15 protein-coding genes and 1 tRNA gene are annotated in these 19298 nt (G+C 40.4%); 8 read left to right on the forward strand and 8 right to left on the reverse strand.

All coding sequences use genetic code 11. The features are described from left to right. Window positions 1–214 precede the first annotated feature (214 nt). From FN809_RS15205 to FN809_RS15220, 4 genes are all read right to left on the reverse strand, one after another. Complete coding sequence (locus tag FN809_RS15205; protein WP_142534394.1) at window positions 215–964, reverse strand: shikimate dehydrogenase family protein; 750 nt, start codon at window positions 962–964, stop codon at window positions 215–217. 18 nt (window positions 965–982) lie between these two features. Next, window positions 983–1894: a DUF368 domain-containing protein gene (locus tag FN809_RS15210; protein ID WP_142534395.1), complete on the reverse strand. Its 912-nt coding sequence runs from the start codon at window positions 1892–1894 to the stop codon at window positions 983–985. Window positions 1895–1931: 37 nt separating this feature from the next. Next, complete coding sequence (locus FN809_RS15215) at window positions 1932–3332, reverse strand: tetratricopeptide repeat protein (protein ID WP_142534396.1); 1401 nt, start codon at window positions 3330–3332, stop codon at window positions 1932–1934. Window positions 3333–3464: 132 nt separating this feature from the next. Further along, window positions 3465–5006, reverse strand: a complete 1542-nt coding sequence (locus FN809_RS15220; RefSeq protein ID WP_142534397.1) for a DUF4301 family protein — start codon at window positions 5004–5006, stop codon at window positions 3465–3467. A gap of 227 nt (window positions 5007–5233) precedes the next feature. Here FN809_RS15220 and FN809_RS15225 point away from each other — a divergent pair, with 227 nt between their 5' ends. Both FN809_RS15225 and FN809_RS15230 read left to right on the forward strand, forming a co-directional pair. Then, window positions 5234–6184: a TIGR01212 family radical SAM protein gene (locus tag FN809_RS15225; RefSeq protein WP_142534398.1), complete on the forward strand. Its 951-nt coding sequence runs from the start codon at window positions 5234–5236 to the stop codon at window positions 6182–6184. 520 nt (window positions 6185–6704) lie between these two features. Then, the gene (locus FN809_RS15230; protein WP_142534399.1) at window positions 6705–7496 is read left to right on the forward strand and encodes a hypothetical protein; all 792 of its coding nucleotides are present in this window, start codon (window positions 6705–6707) and stop codon (window positions 7494–7496) included. Between the two features lie 264 nt (window positions 7497–7760). Here FN809_RS15230 and FN809_RS15235 read toward each other — a convergent pair. The 3 genes from FN809_RS15235 to FN809_RS15245 form a co-directional block, all read right to left on the reverse strand. Beyond that, window positions 7761–7844 (reverse strand) — tRNA-Leu (locus FN809_RS15235). Window positions 7845–8052: 208 nt separating this feature from the next. Continuing rightward, window positions 8053–9699: a dipeptidyl-peptidase 3 family protein gene (locus FN809_RS15240; protein ID WP_142534400.1), complete on the reverse strand. Its 1647-nt coding sequence runs from the start codon at window positions 9697–9699 to the stop codon at window positions 8053–8055. Window positions 9700–9751: 52 nt separating this feature from the next. Further along, window positions 9752–10390, reverse strand: a complete 639-nt coding sequence (locus FN809_RS15245; RefSeq protein WP_142534401.1) for a LysE family translocator — start codon at window positions 10388–10390, stop codon at window positions 9752–9754. A 367-nt stretch (window positions 10391–10757) separates the two neighbouring features. Between FN809_RS15245 and FN809_RS15250 the strand changes: the two genes are divergently transcribed. The 6 genes from FN809_RS15250 (at window position 10758) to FN809_RS15275 (ending at window position 18247) form a co-directional block, all read left to right on the forward strand. Next, window positions 10758–13013 (forward strand): inorganic phosphate transporter, encoded by a 2256-nt coding sequence (locus tag FN809_RS15250; protein ID WP_142534402.1) that lies wholly within the window; start codon window positions 10758–10760, stop codon window positions 13011–13013. Window positions 13014–13026: 13 nt separating this feature from the next. After that, a complete protein-coding gene (locus FN809_RS15255; RefSeq protein ID WP_142534403.1) occupies window positions 13027–13899 on the forward strand; it encodes a hypothetical protein in 873 nt (290 codons plus the stop codon). After that, window positions 13892–14623 carry a DUF4129 domain-containing protein gene (locus tag FN809_RS15260; protein ID WP_142534404.1) on the forward strand — a complete coding sequence of 244 codons (732 nt, stop codon included), beginning with the start codon at window positions 13892–13894 and terminating at the stop codon, window positions 14621–14623. The genes FN809_RS15255 and FN809_RS15260 overlap by 8 nt, the downstream gene beginning before the upstream one ends. A 3-nt stretch (window positions 14624–14626) precedes the next feature. Beyond that, window positions 14627–15817 (forward strand): DUF4350 domain-containing protein, encoded by a 1191-nt coding sequence (locus FN809_RS15265; protein ID WP_142534405.1) that lies wholly within the window; start codon window positions 14627–14629, stop codon window positions 15815–15817. Window positions 15818–15833: 16 nt separating this feature from the next. After that, window positions 15834–16814: an AAA family ATPase gene (locus tag FN809_RS15270; protein ID WP_142534406.1), complete on the forward strand. Its 981-nt coding sequence runs from the start codon at window positions 15834–15836 to the stop codon at window positions 16812–16814. A gap of 92 nt (window positions 16815–16906) precedes the next feature. Next, window positions 16907–18247, forward strand: a complete 1341-nt coding sequence (locus FN809_RS15275) for a DUF58 domain-containing protein (protein ID WP_142534407.1) — start codon at window positions 16907–16909, stop codon at window positions 18245–18247. Between the two features lie 26 nt (window positions 18248–18273). Here FN809_RS15275 and FN809_RS15280 read toward each other — a convergent pair whose 3' ends face one another. Continuing rightward, a complete protein-coding gene (locus FN809_RS15280; RefSeq protein WP_246095614.1) occupies window positions 18274–19278 on the reverse strand; it encodes a tRNA dihydrouridine synthase in 1005 nt (334 codons plus the stop codon). Window positions 19279–19298 lie beyond the last annotated feature (20 nt).

Consider the following 19298-nt stretch of genomic DNA (forward strand, 5'->3'; position numbering starts at 1 on the left):
GAAAAGTATCTGCCGGATGGTAGCGCATGAAATAAGATATAGTTTACATGAACGCCAATCTCCCTTATGGTCGAATAAGTTATTCGGCATAAGCGGATTAAAGGTTTACCGCAGTCATTAAGCTATAGTGTCCGTGTTGGCTTTTTCTTCAACTGTTAATAAACATAAGTAAAGGTAAGAATCGGAAGAGAAATAGGGTAGTATTAGCTGCCAGTTATTCCCTGTTCCAAATCTCCCAGGCTGCTTCGGCCTGGAGGTGCAGCATTTCCAGTCCGTTTTTAACGCTGGCACCTTGATCTTGTCCTGCTTTTAAAAAGGCGCTTAGTGTAGGGTTGTAAATTAAATCGAAAAACAGATGTTGCTTGCTGGTATATTGATAAGGTATATCGGGTTTGGCCTCCATATCGCCATACATACCCAGGGGAGTTGTATTAATAATGATGGTATTTTGAGCCATGGTTTCTGCATTCAGGGCTTCATAAATGGTCTGGTTTTGGCCCTGAGGACTTCGGGAGACAAACTGGTAGGCGATATCCATTTTTTCCAGCGCAAAACCCACGGCCTTGGCCGCTCCTCCCGTTCCCAGGATAAGGGCGTTTTTGTGCTGCGCTTTCAGCAATGGTTTTATCGATTCGCTAAAACCGATGATATCCGTATTAAAGCCTTTTAATTTCGGCCTGGAAGCATGGCTCCAATCCAACTTTACCACGTTTACCGCACCGGCCTCTTCGGCCATGGGGTCTATCTCGGTTAAATAATCCATTACTTTTTCTTTGTATGGAATGGTAACATTGAGTCCGCCAATGTACGGATGTTTTGCAAGTAGCTGTGGCAGTTCGTCAATAGAGGCAATAGGGAAATTCAGATAGCGGGCTGCTATGGATTCATTTTTAAATTTATCACTAAAATATTTTTGCGAAAAAGATTGGGATAAAGGATATCCAATTAAACCGTATGTTTTCATCTTGTAAAATAAATATTGCTACTTCTCCTGTAATTTTTTCGAACCCAGCGACTCGGTAAGCCAGATGGCAGCTATACCTGCGATAATAAAAACAACAGCCACAAAAAAGGAAGTATCAATGGTGGGTAAAAACCAGTCGTAGCCAATTGTTTTAATTTTATCTCCAAATACTTCTGTATTTTCAGTTTTCCAAGGCCATAAAATGCCCAGCGATCCCATAATAAAACCGGTGAGTATGGCGATGGTAGGGTTATGATATTTTTTGAGCAACCACGATAAAAAATGAGAAAAACCAATAAGGCCAACGCCTGCGCCAATAGCCACGGGTAGCAATATATTAAGGTTTAAATCGCTAACCGCATTTATCATTACCAGTTGGTAATTGCCCATTAAAATCAACACAAAAGAGCCCGACAAACCGGGTATTATCATGCTGCAAATGGCTACTATACCGCAAATAAAAAGGTAGGGTATCGAACTGTCTTCGGAAGCCGGAGTAAGCACACTGATAGAAACAGCCATAGCTGTGCCTACAACAAAAGAAGCGATACTGGCAAAGTTCCATCGACTCACCCTTTTGCCCACAAAAAATATACTGGCCATAACCAAGCCAAAAAAGAAAGCCCAAATATAAACCGGATGGGCCACAAAAAGATACTTAAATAATTGTGCCAGGCTAAGCACAGCAATACCAATACCAACAAATAATCCGATTAAAAACCACAGGTCGATATGTTTTATCAAGCTTTTTATATCACCTTTAATCAATAGTTTTACTGCTTTTACATCAAACGATTTAATAGCATTAATCAATCTTTCGAACACACCGGTTATCAACGCGATGGTGCCACCGGATACGCCTGGAATAACGTTGGCTGCCCCCATGGCCATGCCTTTAAAAATTAGCTGCAAAAATATTCTTGTATTCATAATATTTTTTAATATTATCTGCTTTTGAGGTGCTCTCTTAAATGGAGTTAAGATATTCTGCTATCTTGGGCATTGAAACCAAGGATGGGTATTCGTTTAAAACAATTTCCAAATCATTGGGTAAAAGCTGTCGGGCGATGACCAAATGCTTTAAGGCATCTTCGTTGTTGTTATTTTTATTATAGATTACGGCAGCCAGGTAATGCAAGGCACCATTGGTGTGGTCTTTGCTTAACACCCGTTTTAAAAAAGCCGTAGCATTAAAATTTTTTTCGTTCTCTTCCATAAACTGGAACATTTCAATCCAGCTGTATGTGTCTTGATCCTCCGTAAGGAGTGCTTTTTTCAAACATCTTTTTGCTTCGCTGGGTTTATTCATTTTTTTGTAAGCTTTGCCCAGCGATAACCATGCGTCGGCCGAATCCGGGTCGATATGCAACGCCTTTTCAAAAGCAGCAACACTTGTTGGGTAATCCTGCACATGGTACGATGTGCGGCCCAGCGATAGGAGCGCATCTGTATTCTCAGGATCATTATCGATGGCCAACTTATAAAAGCGGGATGCCAAATCATAGTTTCCTAAATTTTCGTGGCAATCACCCATATAATAATAGGTCAGGGGCGAAGGGAAACTGTACGACATATATTCGGCGTAGGCGCTAAGGGCTTCGGCATATTCGCCTATTTGTGCCAGGCTGTTGGCTTTGTTAAAGTAGGCTTCTGACAGATCAGGTGCAAGCGCAATGGTTATGTTATAAGCCTCAATGGCTTGCTGAAATTTTTCCTGTTTACTTAAAAGAATGCCCATGTTGTACCAGGCGTTCTCCAAATAAGGGTTCAAATCCAGCAGTTTATTATATACGGCTATCCCTTGCTCTATCTCATCGAGTTTATCGTGTGCATAGGCCAGCTCAAATAACATGTTTTCGTTATTGGGGTAGCGTGGCTGATACTTGGCGAGCAGCTTACGAGCCTCCAGGTTATAATCGTCCAGATTCAGGTTAAACCCTATCTCAAAAATAAAACTTTCCAGCTCTTCGCCATCGGCAAATTTAATGGCACTGGTATAATACTCCAGCGCCAGTTCCCTTTTATGCCAACGGGTGTAAATAATACCAAGGTTAAGGAAAACTTCTGAATTGTTGGTTTCAACCAGTTTTAGATAATTCAATATCTTTAACGATTCTTCGTCTTGATGTTGTTCCAGGAGAAGGGTACTGTATTTTAATTGCAGCGCAGTGGAATCCGGATGTTGGCGCAGACCCATCTGTAAAACGGAAGTGGCCTTGTCCGTCATGTTCTGCTCGTTATAAAAATCAAAAATAGATTCTATTTGAGACACATCAAAATAGGACTCTTTGTTGCGATGAACCAACTCTTCAAATTTTTCTACAGCTTCTCGTGTCCCGTCATGATTTGCGTGAGAGTATCCTTGCATATGATATCATTGATTTACAACGGTCAAAATTACCACATTTTTAGTCAATAACAATAGGGTAAGTCCCTAAAAAAGGGCATTGTTGAAAAGTTGTTAACAATGCCCATGTTTATTTTAAATAAGCTATCGTATTTATTTTGTGTTTTCAGGCTGATGCTGTGGGCGCAACAGGTCGTTTACTGTTTTTACCGGGTTAAAAGTACTGATGGGCACTTCTACAAACAAAGTGATCCAGTCACTCATGGCTCCATTCCATAGTCCTGGCAATTCAAGGGCTTTGAGTACTCTTCCGCCAACCGATTTATCAGAAATGAATCCTGTTTTGGGATCCACATACTCCAACAGATCAAACTTATTACCCTTGTAATCCTTGGTTCCACATACCAAATCCACCGGGTTAAAGTGGGTACTTTTCTTTACCAAATTTTTCTTTTCCGGATTTTCCATGTCAATTTGCGAGCCTTCCACTATTTGCAATGACGTTTCTCCATATTTTCCAATGCCCCAGAAGGGGCCCCCACCAGGCTCTCCCTCGTTTTTTACCATACCACAAACCCGGATGGGCCTGTTTAGTTTGGAAATAATATAAAGTCGTTTTTCGGCAAGTGGATATTCCGCTATACCTTCGGGCAGAGCTATAAATAGTTGATCTTGCATAAAATCAAGGATTTCTTCCAGTAACGGTAAGTTTTCTTTATCGCTCGATAGCTGTTGAAGATAATCAAATATTTTTTGCTGATACTGATACAAAACACCCGCCAGCGCTTCTTTGTGCTGGATGGTGTCTTTTAAGCGATACTCAGGAATTACGTTGTCGATATTTTTGATAAAGATGATGTCGGCTTCCAGGTCGTTTAGGTTTTCGATAAGTGCTCCGTGACCGCCAGGACGAAACAGGAGTTTACCGTCCTCAGTACGGAAAGGGCTGTTGTCGGGGTTTACGGCAATGGTATCGGTGTGTTCCTTTTGTTCCGAAAAACTGATGTTAAACTTCACGTCGTACTTGGCCTCGTAATAGGGTATGTTTTTGTTAACCACTTCTTGAAAAAGCGCTTTGTGATCGCCCGAAACCGTAAAATGAATGTTTACATTTCCTTCGTTGTCTTGTCCATAGGTGGCACCTTCGCACAAGTGTTCTTCAATGGGCGTGGTGGCTCTGTCGCCTTCTAAATGGAATTTTAAAACCCCTTTGGGGTGGTTTCCGTAGTTTAAACCGTTGGACAATAGTAATTTTTCAACAATTAAAACGGCATTATCCATCACGGCTTTTTTATCGGAAAAATCAATCCCACTTACTTTTGCCAATTCCTGCGAAAACGCAAAATGATTGATATGAGATAGAAAATCCTGAACAGGCCCTTGTTTTTTTAATTCCTCTTGCTTGGCTTTGTCGGCATTTATAAAAGTAAACATATCTTTAAACATCCTTGTGGCTGCACCCGAAGCAGGTACAAATTTAATCACGGAGCAACCCTGATCGATACCGGCTCTGTACTGGTCGGTAAACATCAACTTTTCCTCTTCGTCCAATACAATAATTCCTTTGCCGGTAGAGGCAGGCTTTTGTATGTCCATAAAAGCAAAGCCTTTTTCAAATTGCTTTAGCTGTTTGTTTACGCTTTCGGTCGTGATGCCTTTACTTTTTAAAAGCGAAATGTCTTTGTCTGTAATCATGGTATGTTATTTTTTAAGGATGTAATAAGCTGAATTAAAATTCTACAAAATGTAAATATACGAAACAATTTTGCGATTGATAGAACAAACAGTTATTGATAAGTGGATTTTAATAATTACTACGCAAGCACAACATAGGTATAATCAAAGGGATAGTAATGCGATTTTTTTTATAGCGCACAGAGGCATTTTTTATACATTTGCCATGTACTTTTTAAAATAAATAAATGGAATATGCATGGGGGCATGCCCGACGCTTTAACGATTACAGCTCTTACCTGAAAAGGATGTTTGATCAGCGGGTACAGAAAATTTCGGTGGATGCAGGTTTTACCTGTCCCAATCGTGACGGCGCTAAAGGCAAAGGCGGCTGCACCTTTTGCAACAACAACACCTTTAACCCTGCTTATTGCAGTCCGCAGGATAGCATCACTAGCCAGATAGAAAAGGGGATCAATTTTTTTGCCCCCAAGTATAAAACGCAATATTATTTGGCATACTTCCAGGCTTACAGTAATACTTACGATAGCATTGAAATACTCAAAAAACGCTACAACGAGGCCTTGGTACATCCCCAGGTAATTGGTTTGGTAATAGGCACAAGACCCGATTGTGTGAGCAATGAGTTATTGACTTTTTTATCAGAGTTAAATCGTCATTATCATGTTATCATTGAGTATGGTATTGAATCCACTTTAAACAAAACCTTAAACACGATAAACCGTGGGCACGATTATGAGAGTGGGGTAGAGGCCATTCAAAAAACTTCCGATGCAGGGATTAATGTGGGGGCACACCTTATCCTGGGGCTTCCGGGCGAATCGAGGGAAGAGATACTGCAGCATGCCGTAAAGATATCGGCCTTGCCGTTGAATTATTTAAAACTTCATCAGCTGCAATTGGTGCGAGGTTCAAAAATGGGTCGCGAGTACCTGAAAAAGCCGGACTCGGTTAAACTGTATGAGGAGGATGAATATATTGAACTGGTAGTCGATTTTTTGGAGCTTCTCAATCCCAATATCGTATTGGAACGTTTTGTGAGTCAATCGCCAAAGGATTTGTTGATTGCTCCCAAATGGGGTTCTAAAAATTTTGAGTTTGTGGCCAAAGTGGATAAAAGATTAAAACAAAGAGATACCTGGCAGGGAAAGCTGTTTATGGAGCGTTTTTTAAGATGAGCGTTTTCTCTCACCACTTGTCCCGCCCAGGCGCAAGGGGAATGATTATAATGGCGAGTGCCCCCGATGAAAAATCGGGGCAGACCATATGGCAAAAGAAATCAATTAATTGAGGATGGTGGGTGTACACCGGTCCCTGTTTATTTGGTATGCAATTGCTTATCTTTTCAATTAGCCTCAGTTGCCTGGCGACCTCCGAAGCAAAAGTAAACCGCGTAGTTGCCGATGCGCTTACTCCTAAAGCTATAATTAATATCTTTATGGTAAATACAAAAAAGTTTGGTCGCCTGTTCTTTTCTCCCGGAAATATTCTGTATTATTGTCAAAAGAATATGTTGTCTATTGTCAATAAGGTGCTGGCTGTCAACAAGTAAGATTTTGTTTAAGTTGTCAATAGTGTGAATGTCAAAATATCAATCATTCAATAATGTATTTGGTTATTATTGCATACAATTATCAAATTTGTAGCAACATAACATAGTATTAAGGATATTTTAATGATTAAATGGTGAGGTAAATTATGAGTACAGGTATAGGTAATATTAGTTGGGTAGTCCTTGTGTTTATCTGTTTTATCTCGTGCAGTACTGATGAGTTAACTAACGAATTGGACAATATAAAAAATAATAAGCAAACACTTATAGACGATATGAAATTGCCTCACGAGGGGCTTCCACATGGTGTGCCCGAACATTTCGATTGGCAAGCGAAACCACGTGTTGGTTATGGAAATAATTTACCTAAGGGTTGGAGTGCTATAATTCCATGGGGGCAGGTGTACTTCGATATTGATCAGATAATGGTAAAAAATACGGCCGTGTATTTGCGGCATCTACAGGTGTGGTATTTAAGTAAGTCCACACAAAAGTGGATTCAAGTTCAATTATCTTCTAATATTAATGGGGCTTATTATGTTGAAGATTTTCAAGGAGATGTAAGTCAACCTGCTGATATCTTTAAAGAGAATACAGGTGTTAGTGTTCAATTAATTAAAGATCATAACTTCCATTTCTGGCCCGAAGAAGGGCGGTGTGAAATACAAGCTGACGATATTGATGGTGTTTGGGTAAGTATGCAAGGGCGGCTTAAACAAGTGGATGATAAAAAGGTGGACGATCGCTCAAAAGCTCGGTTGTTACTTTCTGTAGGGGCTGATTACTGGTTGTCAAAAAATGCAACTTGGGATCAATGGAAAACGAATGGCGACGTGGGTATTGGTCGATTTAAATATTTAAACGCGCAATGGCAATGGTTTAATATGCACACCTTAACAGATAGGCAACTTGATGAAAATCCGCCACCATTTCAATAGAATAGTGTCCTAATTCAAAATAGTAATATTACTTCATTAATTTGTATTCATCCTACTATAATACTCCTTGGCTTTTCCTTTTTAACCACATAGCAGCTTATCCGTCTCATGGTATATAGTTATTTAAGGAAGTCAGAATTGGACTCGATTCAATCCCTTTTATACCCCCTGTTTTAAAGATTTTATTTGGAATTTTAACAAAACAAAAAAGCGCCTAAAACATTATTTTTAAGCGCTTTTAACGATTTTTGAAGTGTGTGCGTGTGCCCAGAACAGGACTCGAACCTGCACGTCATTGCTGACACTGGTCCCTGAAACCAGCGCGTCTACCAATTTCGCCACCTGGGCCAATAAAGTTGAGTGCTGCTGAAAAATCAACAGGGTTGCAAAGATAAATACTTAATTATTTTCTGCAAGAAGAATCACTAAATTAAATGTAGTTATACTCAACTTTTTTGAAACTCTGGCTCACCTCTGTGCAAGGATCGGGAATGATTTCCCTCAACATCCCCTTTCTAATAAATATATGATATTGAAGGAATCCAGGCACCAATGGTTAAATATCAAGCATTTCCAGCCCCTGCTCAAAAACAATATCACGCGGAATGCCGGCATCGCGAATTTTATCCAGGTCGGATTGCAGTTCAGGCTTTATAAGTCCCATTTTCGTAATCATTTCGTTCGCTTTTTGATAGTCGCCATCCCCCTGCATTATTAAAATCTCTTTTGACAGGTCGATCATGGCCTGACGCATCTTTACCATATCCACTTTATATTTACCCGTTGTAGCATCTTTGGTAAAAGCTTCTTTATCTTTAAAATAATTAAAACGTATCATATTAGCCTTGCCATGCGAGCTGGAAGCACCAAAGCGAATGGAGCGAAACAGTCCGGCCATAAATGTTACATAATTATCCATCAACTCCTGCTTATCGCCCAGTTCATTCATTTTGGTGAGCATGTCAACCATGTACAGGCCAAGAATATCTGCTTTGCCTTCTTCAATAGCGGTTGAGGTTTCTTTAAGCGCTTCGCGGACTGTGCCTGCACCATCGAGCGTGTTTTTAATGCCCAGCCCATGTGCCACCTCATGGAACATGGTGTTTTGAAAAAAGGCATCAAAGGTCACATTAGCAAGTTGTTCATCGACAATGAGCAGCTCAGCAATGGGCATCAGTATCTTATCGAACTTAGCTTTCATAGTGTTTTTAAGTTGTAGTTTACGGCTGCCCTTTTTTAATTGTACCTGTGGGTCGTTAGGAAGGTTGATGGCAATGGTTTTGCTGCCGGCATTGCAATCGCCCGCATAAAAAACCACATCGTAGGCACCTAAATCCGAATCGCTTCCCGGCACTTCGGCCTTGTACTTATCCTCTACCGGCAAGCCGCTTTGAAGTTGGGGTAATAATGTTGCAAAGTGTGCCAACCTGGCCGACCACACGGTATCTTTTATTAAGATGTACGATTCGAAAGCTGTTTTTGCACCAAGCAGTGCATCTTCATAGTTTTCGATGGGGCCAATAACAAAGTCAATTTTATTGTCCTTCATGCTCATCCAGGCCATATCACTTTCAAAATATTCGCTATTCAGCAAGGCCTTGGCTCTTTTTGTCAGGTAGTCTCTGAATCCATCATCCTCTGCCAAGGTGGCGGCTTGGTTGAGTAAGTCTGCGGCTTTTTGTAATTCCCGGCTATATTCTACATGATAGGGTATTACTTTTAACTTGCCGTTTTGGTCGCGTCGGATAACGGTATAAAGGCCTTTCTTATTTTCATCCTCCAGCGCCTCAAACTCGTCTATGGTCATATCTACAGGATAAAACTGTGCTCCATCCGGCTTTTTACCAATACCTTTTACAAACGGCTGATTGCCATTCAGCCTCTCCCAGGGGCCATAATTGATATGCAGGAATTTTGCCAGGTACGGATCATCCACATTAGACAATAGCTCATCTTTGTCTCCCCAGGCCTGTTTCCAGAAAAGGTCGTCCATTATTTCAGCTGCATCGAACAATAAAGGCAACATCTTTTTTTGCTTATCAGATAGATAGGATATATCGGCGGTTAATTGAACCGGCACAAATTCCTCTACTTTTTCTTTGATGTTTGGCACCGAAGCACTGTATTTGTCTGCTTGTTGTTTCGATTGACACGAAAACAAGAATAACACAAGACCTAAAATATATGTACAACTATTTTTCATTGATAAACGGTTTATGGTTACATACAAGGATTAAACATTCAAATATAAATAATTATTTTATGGCGTCGCTAAATAAAAATACTACAAAACCAATCACCACGAGTATAACGATGGCTGCACCGGTTATTTTATTTAGCCACCACAGGCGGCGTAGGTTTATTTTGGAACGGAACAAACTGATCAGGGACGATAGTATAAACCACCACAACGAAGCACCCGCAAGCACGCCGGCTATTAAAATAAAATGATTGGATGCATCATCACCGGGTTTAACTGCACCAAAACTGGCAAAGAAGGCCAGAAATAAAAAAATGGCCAATGGATTTGAAATGGTGACAATGAAAGTAGAAATGAAATCCTGAAATAAATTACTCTTACCCTTTCGTTGCTTGCGGAGCTGGACGGCAGGATTGCTGTAAAAAATATGGATACCAAGCAAAATAAGTAAAAGGGCACCAAATATTTGAATATACAAAAGTTGCTGTTCGATAAAATTAACGATATAAGATAAGCTAAAGCCTGCCAGTATGGCGTAAATTGTATCGCTAAATGCAGCTCCCAGTCCGGAAATAAAACCCGACAGGCGACCTTTGTTTAAGGTACGTTGTATACATAGCACCCCAATTGGACCTAAAGGAACAGATGCCGAAAACCCTATGATTATGCCGTCGATTAAATAGTTTAGTAACATCAATTGATTTTAATATCGCTTTTATCGTTCTGTATATTAAAAATTATCCATTTGTTAATTGGGCCATCTTTACCCTAAATAACAAAACCTAAAGCACTCCGTCGTAATACAATTTGCGGGGTGTTCGGTAATTTTTGCGGTGAACAACTAAGCATTATGGTAGTACTATGAAATATTAAGCCTAACAAAAATGTTAACCTTTACAGTGAAGGCCAAAAATAGCAGAAAAATAACCAGATTAAAAATTAAGATGTACCCGGCCATATCTCCCTCAATCTTTTAACATTGTTTTAACATTGTTTTAACATTGAACGTTTCAATAGTCCCTATTTTAGCCCCGTAATCATGACGTAACGAAATACGGATAATGGAAAATATTTATGTTGTACTGGTAGTTGTGCTTTTTGCACTGGCTATTTCAGATTTAATCGTAGGAGTCAGCAACGATGCTGTAAACTTTTTAAATTCGGCCCTGGGAGCCAAAGTAGCTCCATTTAAGGTGATTATGAGTATAGCTGCCTTGGGTATTTTTATTGGGGCCACCTTCTCGAGTGGCATGATGGAGGTAGCGCGAAAGGGTATTTTTAACCCCCAGCACTTTTATTTCTCCGAAATCATGGTCATCTTTTTGGCGGTAATGATAACCGATGTGCTGTTGTTAGATGTTTTCAACACCTTTGGTATGCCCACCTCAACAACCGTTTCTGTTGTGTTTGAATTGCTGGGGGGAGCTATAGCCGTGTCTGTGATAAAGATTGCTAAAACAGGCGATATGCCTTTGAGCGATTATATTAACACCGCCAAAGCGCTGGCTATTATAACCGGAATATTACTATCGGTGGTGGTGGCCTTTTCGGTAGGAGCCGCAGTACAGTTTGTTACACGCTTGTTTTTTTCGTTTAATTACGATAAAAGATTAAAGTATATGGCCGCTATATGGGGTGGGGTTGCCATAACGGCCATCACTTATTTCATAGTTATTAAAGGACTAAAAGATGCCGCCTTTATGGATGATGCAATGAAGGATTACATTCAGCATAACACCTTTAAAATATTGGCAGTTTGCTTTCTGGGTTTTACTATTTTGCTGCAACTAATGCGCATGATTTTTAAAATTGATATTTTAAAGCTAACCGTGTTAGCAGGTACTTTTGCCCTGGCCGTAGCATTTGCCGGCAACGACCTGGTTAACTTTATTGGTGTTCCACTAGCCGGTTTGGAATCGTTTAAGGTGTATAGGGATTCCGGTATGGCAGCCGACAGCATATTAATGGGGTCGTTGGCTGGTGCTGTAAAAACGGACACTTTACTGCTGGTGATTGCGGGATTGATCATGGTAGTCACCCTTTGGACATCTAAAAAAGCCCGTAAAGTGGTAAAAACATCACTCGACTTATCCCGTCAGCAGGAAGGTGAGGAAAGGTTCGGGTCATCCTATCTGTCGCGAGCCATCGTACACGGATCGGTAAACGCCACTGCTGTTGCCAATTTTTTAATTCCTAAACGGGTTAAAAAATTCGTCAAAAAGCAATTCGACTCAACGGAGTACGATGAAAGGCGAAATGCTTTGGGCGACGAAGCACCGGCCTTTGATATGATCAGAGCTTCGGTAAATTTGGTTGTGGCCAGCTTACTTATTTCCTTGGCCACCTCCTACAAACTACCCCTATCCACTACCTACGTTACTTTTATGGTGGCCATGGGCACCTCGCTTACCGATGGCGCCTGGGGACGCGACAGCGCTGTATATCGTATAACCGGCGTACTATCGGTGATTGGTGGATGGTTCCTGACGGCTTTTTCAGCCTTTACCGTTTCCTTTATTATTGCCACCATCATATATTTTGGAGGTACCTTTGCCGTGTTTGGGCTCGTTGCAGTGGCTATGGTGTTAATTTACAGAACACATGTGTTAAGTAAAAAACGTACCGCTATTGAACTGGCATCAAAAGACATGGAGCTGGAAGAAGTGGAGGAAAAAGCTTTGGCAAAAGCATTGTTTAATAAATGTACCAAAAACGTTACCGCTTCACTCAACGAAATGTCGGGTCACTTTTCATCTGCGCTAACTTGCTTTCAGGCCGAGAATAGGAAGGATTTGAAAGCTAAGGTTAAAGACATTAATCGTATTAACAAAACCATCAAAAAATATAAGGACAACATATATAAAACGGTTAAAAAATTGCAAGAATCGGATATCGATTCGAGTTTACACTATGTTCAGGTGATTGACTACCTTCGAGAGTCGGCTCATTCGCTCACCTATATAGCCAAACCGCTTTATAACCATTTAGATAATAACCATTCGCCATTTACGGCGGATCAGTTTAAAGAAATAAGCGTTTTACAAGGTGAGGTACAGGTAATTATTAATAAGGTGGTTAGGATGATCAATAAGGGATCGTACCATAATCTGGAGAGTTTACAGGAGAATTTGGCGGCTACGGTAGATCACCTTAAAGATTTACGGAAAAAACAGTTGCGACGCATCAAAAAGGAAAAATCGAGCACCCATACCAGTATGTTGTATTTAAACTTTTTGCACGAAACACAAAATTTGATTCTACATATCGGCAATGTGCTAAAAGCCCAACGTGACTTTGGAAATTACAACAACTCGTAAATAATTATATCCTATGCTAAATCAGAAAGTAGAACTGCAAAAGAAAAGAGAATTTGGTGATGTGCTCAATGCCTCGTTTGCTTTTATAAAACAGGAATACAAAGGTCTTGGACGTGTTTTGTTGTTGTATGCCGGTATACCTGTTTTGGTTCAGGCTATTCTGAGCACCGTTTATGTAGACACTTCGCTGGCCGATGCTTTAAGGAACCTAACCAACCCGGAAGCATCACAGGACGTGGTGAGAGCTATGCCCGGTAAAGCCTTCTTATTTAATTTGATAAATGTAATTGTGCAGGTTTTTTTATCCGGATTGGCCTACTGCTACATTGTTTTATATGCAAAAAAGGGAGATCAGCAGGTTGACATTAAGGAAGTGTGGCATAAGTTCACTTCTTTTTTTGGGGCCTTTTTAGGATATAACATCCTTACCGGATTAATATTGGTGGTGGCTTTTTTGGCATTGATCCTACCCGGTTTATATATCATGGTGCCCCTATCCATCATATTAATTGTTAAGGTAGCCGAAGATCAGGGCTATGGCGCTTCCTTTTCGCGATGCTTTTATCTCATAAAAAATCATTGGTGGCAAACATTTGGTTTGTTAATTATAGCATCCATTATTTTACTAATACTGAGTAGTCTTTTTGGGGTGCCTGCCGGAATTGTGGCCGGAACGCAAGGTATATTGAACCCCGACGCCAATCTGCTGTCTTTTCCGTTTATGCTCACCGCTTTTGTTTCAACCATTGGTACTGCCATTGTAACGCCAATACCAGCCATAATATTAAGCTTTCAATATTATAGCCTGGTCGAACACAAAGACAATACGGCGTTACTTTATAAAATTGATAAAATCAACGAAAACGGCGGTATGCACAATGATTAACAGATGGCTCTTTATTTTTGTAGTTGTTCTCATAGGCTTGTTTGGGGCAGATGCTAACGCGTTGGATTCAATAAAAACGGTAGTCCAGGACAACTCAGCCGTACATTATAGACCTGTTTCGGCAGATAAAATGGAGAGCTATAAACAAATGAAAGCCTATAATTATGAGCGATTTCAAAAACCCGAATCGCAATGGGCCAAATTTAAACGTTGGCTCTGGAGTAAACTAAGCTATGGTGGCGTAAGTCACAAAATAATTGTCTACCTTATCATAGGCCTCGCTGTTATAATATTGCTGTTTGTAATATTAAAATTACTAGATGTAGAGCTCACCGGATTATTTATTCTGGCGAATAAGCACCACATTTCTAAAAGCTTTTATTCACAAAAGCATCCTGATATTTATAGTCGCAACATCGATGATAGGCTGGCTATGGCAATTAAGAATAAAGATTTTAGGCAAGCTGTGCGATTCATGTACTTATTGAGCCTGCGCCAACTTGACACCTTAGGACTTATACAATGGCAACCCTGGAAAACAAACAAAGAGTATTGTCATGAATTAACTTCGCCCGGCCACAAACAAAGTTTTACCTATCTACAACTTAGTTACGAATATATTTGGTACGGTCAGTTTACCGTTGAAGAAGAACAATTTAACAAAGTAAGGACACAGTTTAAGGACTTTAATAGGGCGATAGGTAATAAACAAATACAAGTTTAGGCCATGGCAAAGCACTTAAACAATAAGCATTTAATTATTGCTGTGCTTGCTGCATTTGCCCTTTATTTTTGTGCTTTAATTTTGGCACCTCAACCAATCGATTGGCGCCTTAGTTTCTCAAAAAAAGATAAGATACCTTTTGGAAATAGCATTTTGTTTGACGAGTTAAAGCAACTTGTCTCCCAGGATTCCATTAGTACAATGCACTCACCCATCTATAGTTTTTTACAGCAGAATGATTTACAAAACTCGGGCTGGATATTTATAAATGATTTTTTTTATCCCGACGAATTGGATACAGACAAAATGCTTGGTGCAGTAGAACAGGGCAGTCATGTTTTTTTGGCTGCCACAAGCTTTTCGGAAGACTTGTACAAAACGCTTCGCTTTAAGCTAAACGAAGATTTTACACTTACCTCTGCACAAAACGATTCCACCATTTTAAATTTAAGCAACCCGCTTCTTCGATCGAACCGGGGATACATTTATAAACGAGCTTTTAATAAAGTGTATTTCCAAAGTTTCGACACCCTTAATACAACCGTATTGGGAATTGGAGATAAAGGGGTAGCTAATTTTATAAAAATAAAATACGGTACCGGCAGTTTTTTTATCAATCTCAACCCTTTGGCTTTCACCAACTACAATTTACTGATTGGCCAAAATTACGAATATGCCTTTAAGTGTTTGTCTTATTTGCCCAATACTTCGGTTATATGGGACGAACATTACAAGCAGCAATCGCCTGTTTCCGGTTCTGCATTCAGGTATATTCTTTCGCAAAAAGCACTGCGCAATGCGTGGTACATGCTGTTGTTGGGTATAATTATATATATGGTTTTTGCTGCTAAACGGCGGCAAAGGGCAATACCCATTGTACAAGCTCCGCAAAACACCTCTTTATCTTTTGTAGAAACCATAGGTCGCTTATATTTTAGCCGCAAAAACCATTTGGATATTGCCCTAAAAAGATACACTTATTTTTTGGCGTTTTTACGACGCAAATATTATATCGATACCGATAACTTACATGCAGATAGCTATAAGGAGATTTCAGAGAAACTAAATGTACCCGGTTATATGGTTAAGCAACTGTTTAACATGGCACAGCGCTTTAAAAAAGTGAAAAGCATAACGCAGGAGGAGCTGGAGCAGTTTAGTAAAAAGATAGACTTTTTTTATGAGTTGAAGTAGTATAAAATACAGCAATATGGAAGAGCAAACACCTTTTACAAATCGGGTTGATTTAGCAGAACTGAGCCAAATTACCCAAAACATAAAAAATGAGATAAGCCGGGTTATCGTAGGTCAGGACAAAACCATTGAACTTATGCTGACCGCTCTGCTGGCCAATGGACATGTTTTATTAGAGGGGGTGCCGGGAGTGGCCAAAACCTTACTGGCTAAACTAATGGCAAAAAGTATTTCAACCAACTTTGCCCGTGTTCAATTCACGCCCGACTTAATGCCTTCTGACGTGCTGGGAACCAGCATTTTTAACATGGGCACCTCCCGATTTGAGTTTAAAGCAGGTCCCATATTTTCTAATCTGGTGTTGATAGACGAAATAAACCGTGCCCCCGCTAAAACGCAAGCCGCCTTATTTGAGGTGATGGAAGAGCGACAGGTGACCATGGACGGAAAATGCCGTAAGATGGATGCCCCCTTTATTGTATTGGCCACACAAAACCCGGTGGAACACGAAGGAACCTACCGTCTGCCCGAAGCCCAGATGGATCGTTTTCTGTTTAAAATAGAATTAAACTACCCCTCACTGGATGAGGAGATTACTTTGCTCTCCAATGCACAGGGAAGAGGCGTTAGGCCTGAATTGTCGCTGATAAACCCCGTGGCCAATTCACAACAAATTGTAGCGTTGCAAGCCTTGGTAACACAAGTATTAGTAGAACCCGAACTCATACGCTATATCGCCCAAACGGTAGAGAAAACACGAAATTCCAATGCTTTGTATTTAGGGGCAAGTCCACGGGCTTCACTGGCCATTTTAAACGGGTCTAAGGCCTATGCCGCCATACAAGGTCGCGATTTTGTTACTCCCGAAGATATTAAATTTGTGATGGTGCCTGTTTTAACGCATCGCGTTATCCTTACTCCCGAAAAGGAAATGGAAGGTGTACAAACCCATACCGTTATACAGCAAATTATTGATTCTATCGAAATACCCCGATAGCTTATTCGCGAATCATAGAAGGCATCTGTTGGAGAAATCGGGAATACGCGAACCTTGTTTCAAATTACTGATTATTAAATGTATCGTCTTAAATGCGCAAACGCTGGAAATCAATATTTATCACGTACCGTTTTTATATTTCGCTGGCCTTAATAATAGTACTCATGCTATTGGGACAATACTTCCCGGTGTTTTACGTGGCGGCACAATTAACTTTTTGGCTTTTTGTATTGTTGCTGGTGGTAGATGCCCTGCTGCTTTACGGTGCCAGAAATAAACAAAACCTGCAAGCCAAGAGGATTTTACCCACTCGTTTTAGCAACGGCGATAAGAATAGGGTGGAGCTGCACTTTACAAGTCGTTTCAGCTGTAAAGCTAAAATTACACTTATAGATGAACTACCGGTTCAGTTTCAGATGAGAGATTTTGAAGAGAAGTTTACGTTGCAACCCGGACAGGAAAAAACCTTTTGCTACCAACTTGTTCCGGTTGAGCGTGGTGAGTATTATTTTGGTGCTTTACATCTTTTTATCTGTTCCCCTATTGCTTTTATATCGCGACGATATAGTTTTAACCAGAATGCCATGGTTAAAGTGTATCCCGGTTTAATTGAGATGCGCAGATTTGAGCTGATGGCTATTTCCAATCGCCTTACCGAGATAGGGGTAAAAAAAATTCGCAGGATAGGTCATCAAATGGAGTTTGACCAGATAAGGGATTATATCACCGGCGATGATTACCGTACCCTCAACTGGAAAGCTACAGCTCGCAAAAATCGTTTGATGGTGAACCAGTATCAGGACGAAAAATCACAGCAAATATACAGCCTTATCGACATGGGACGCACTATGCAAATGCCCTTCAATGGGATGTCCTTGCTCGATTATGCCATCAACACCTCGCTGGTAATATCTAATATAGCTATGCTCAAACACGATAAAGCCGGGTTGTTTACCTATAGCGATACCTTACATTCCATTGTGCCTGCAGCTAGTAATGGGCGGCATTTGCAGCATATTATGGAGGTGTTGTACAATCAACATACCAACTATAAAGAACCTAACCTGGAATTACTTTATGCTCAAATAAAACGAAGGGTGCACCAGCGCAGCTTAATGGTACTATACACAAATTTTGAAAGCCTTATTTCGGCACGCAGACAGCTTCCCTTTCTGCAACGTTTAGCCAAAAGTCATTTGTTGGTGGTTGTATTCTTCGAAAATACCGAGGTACATCAACTCGCTCAGCAAAGAACCCAAAGTACAGAAGATATTTATATAAAAACCATTGCCGAAAAGTTCGTATTCGATAAAAAACGTATTGTTCGTGAATTGAAACAACATGGCATACATGCCGTTTTAAGTGCGCCGAGCGACCTGACTGTAAACACTATAAATAAGTATCTTGAAATAAAAGCGCGAGGTTTACTGTAAGGGTTCTTTTATCTGATTCTGTTAATCTAGCTTACAATTTTTGATAAAGTGTTTTCAATCACCCTCCGTGCTTCTGTAATGCTATTGGTTTCCATTAATTCCTTACGAATTTCGGAAGCGCCTCTAAAATCCGAAACGTAAATCTTAAAAAAACGCTTTAAAACAGGAAATGGCCTTGATCGCCCCCACGCCGATTCGTATAGTTGTAAATGGCTAAAGAGGGTTGCAAGTCTCTTTTCTGTATTAATTTCCGCTAAAGGTGACTGGAACATCCATGGATTTTTAAAAATACCACGTCCAATCATCGCTCCATCTGTACCATACTTAGTTATACGTTCGTGCATGTCTTCAACACTAAACACATCTCCATTACCAATGAGGGGGATGTCAGGCGCTACCTTATTTCTAATAGCTACCGCTTTGGCAATCTCCTCCCAGTTGGCTTCACCTTCCGACATCTGCTTCTGAATTCTGCCATGCAGAATAAGCCCCTCAAGCGGCTGCTTAAATAGAAAGTTTATCCAGCGTTCGGTATCCACTTTCTTTAAGCCTATCCTTGTTTTTACACTTACCGGTAGGCTTGTAGCTTCTCGGGTGGCCTGTATTATTTCTTTTGCCAACGGTTCATTTTCAATTAAAGCAGAGCAACTCCCTTGCGCTACTACATTACGCACAGGGCAACCCATATTAATATCAATCCCGTCAAAACGGTAATTTTCGTCAATATATTTGGTGGCCTTAAAAAACTTCTCCGGATTATTGCCCCATATCTGGGCTACAATCTTCACGCCTTTTTCGATTAATAGTTGTTGCTCTGTTTTAGAAATAACGAGTCGCTGCGCAACATTCTCACGTCCCTTAGGATGGCATAAACCATCGGTAGAAGCGAATTCAGTAAATACCACATCCAGATGACCGGGGATGGTGTTATGTAAAACCAGTTCGCGAAACGCGGTGTCAGTAACATCTTCCATAGGAGCAAGCATCACTAATGGTCTCTTTGAAGTATTCCAAAAATTATTCTTATCCATGGACATGCTTATTTTTATTG

Source organism: Saccharicrinis carchari (genome assembly GCF_900182605.1).
Taxonomy (GTDB): Bacteria; Bacteroidota; Bacteroidia; order Bacteroidales; family Marinilabiliaceae; genus Saccharicrinis; species Saccharicrinis carchari.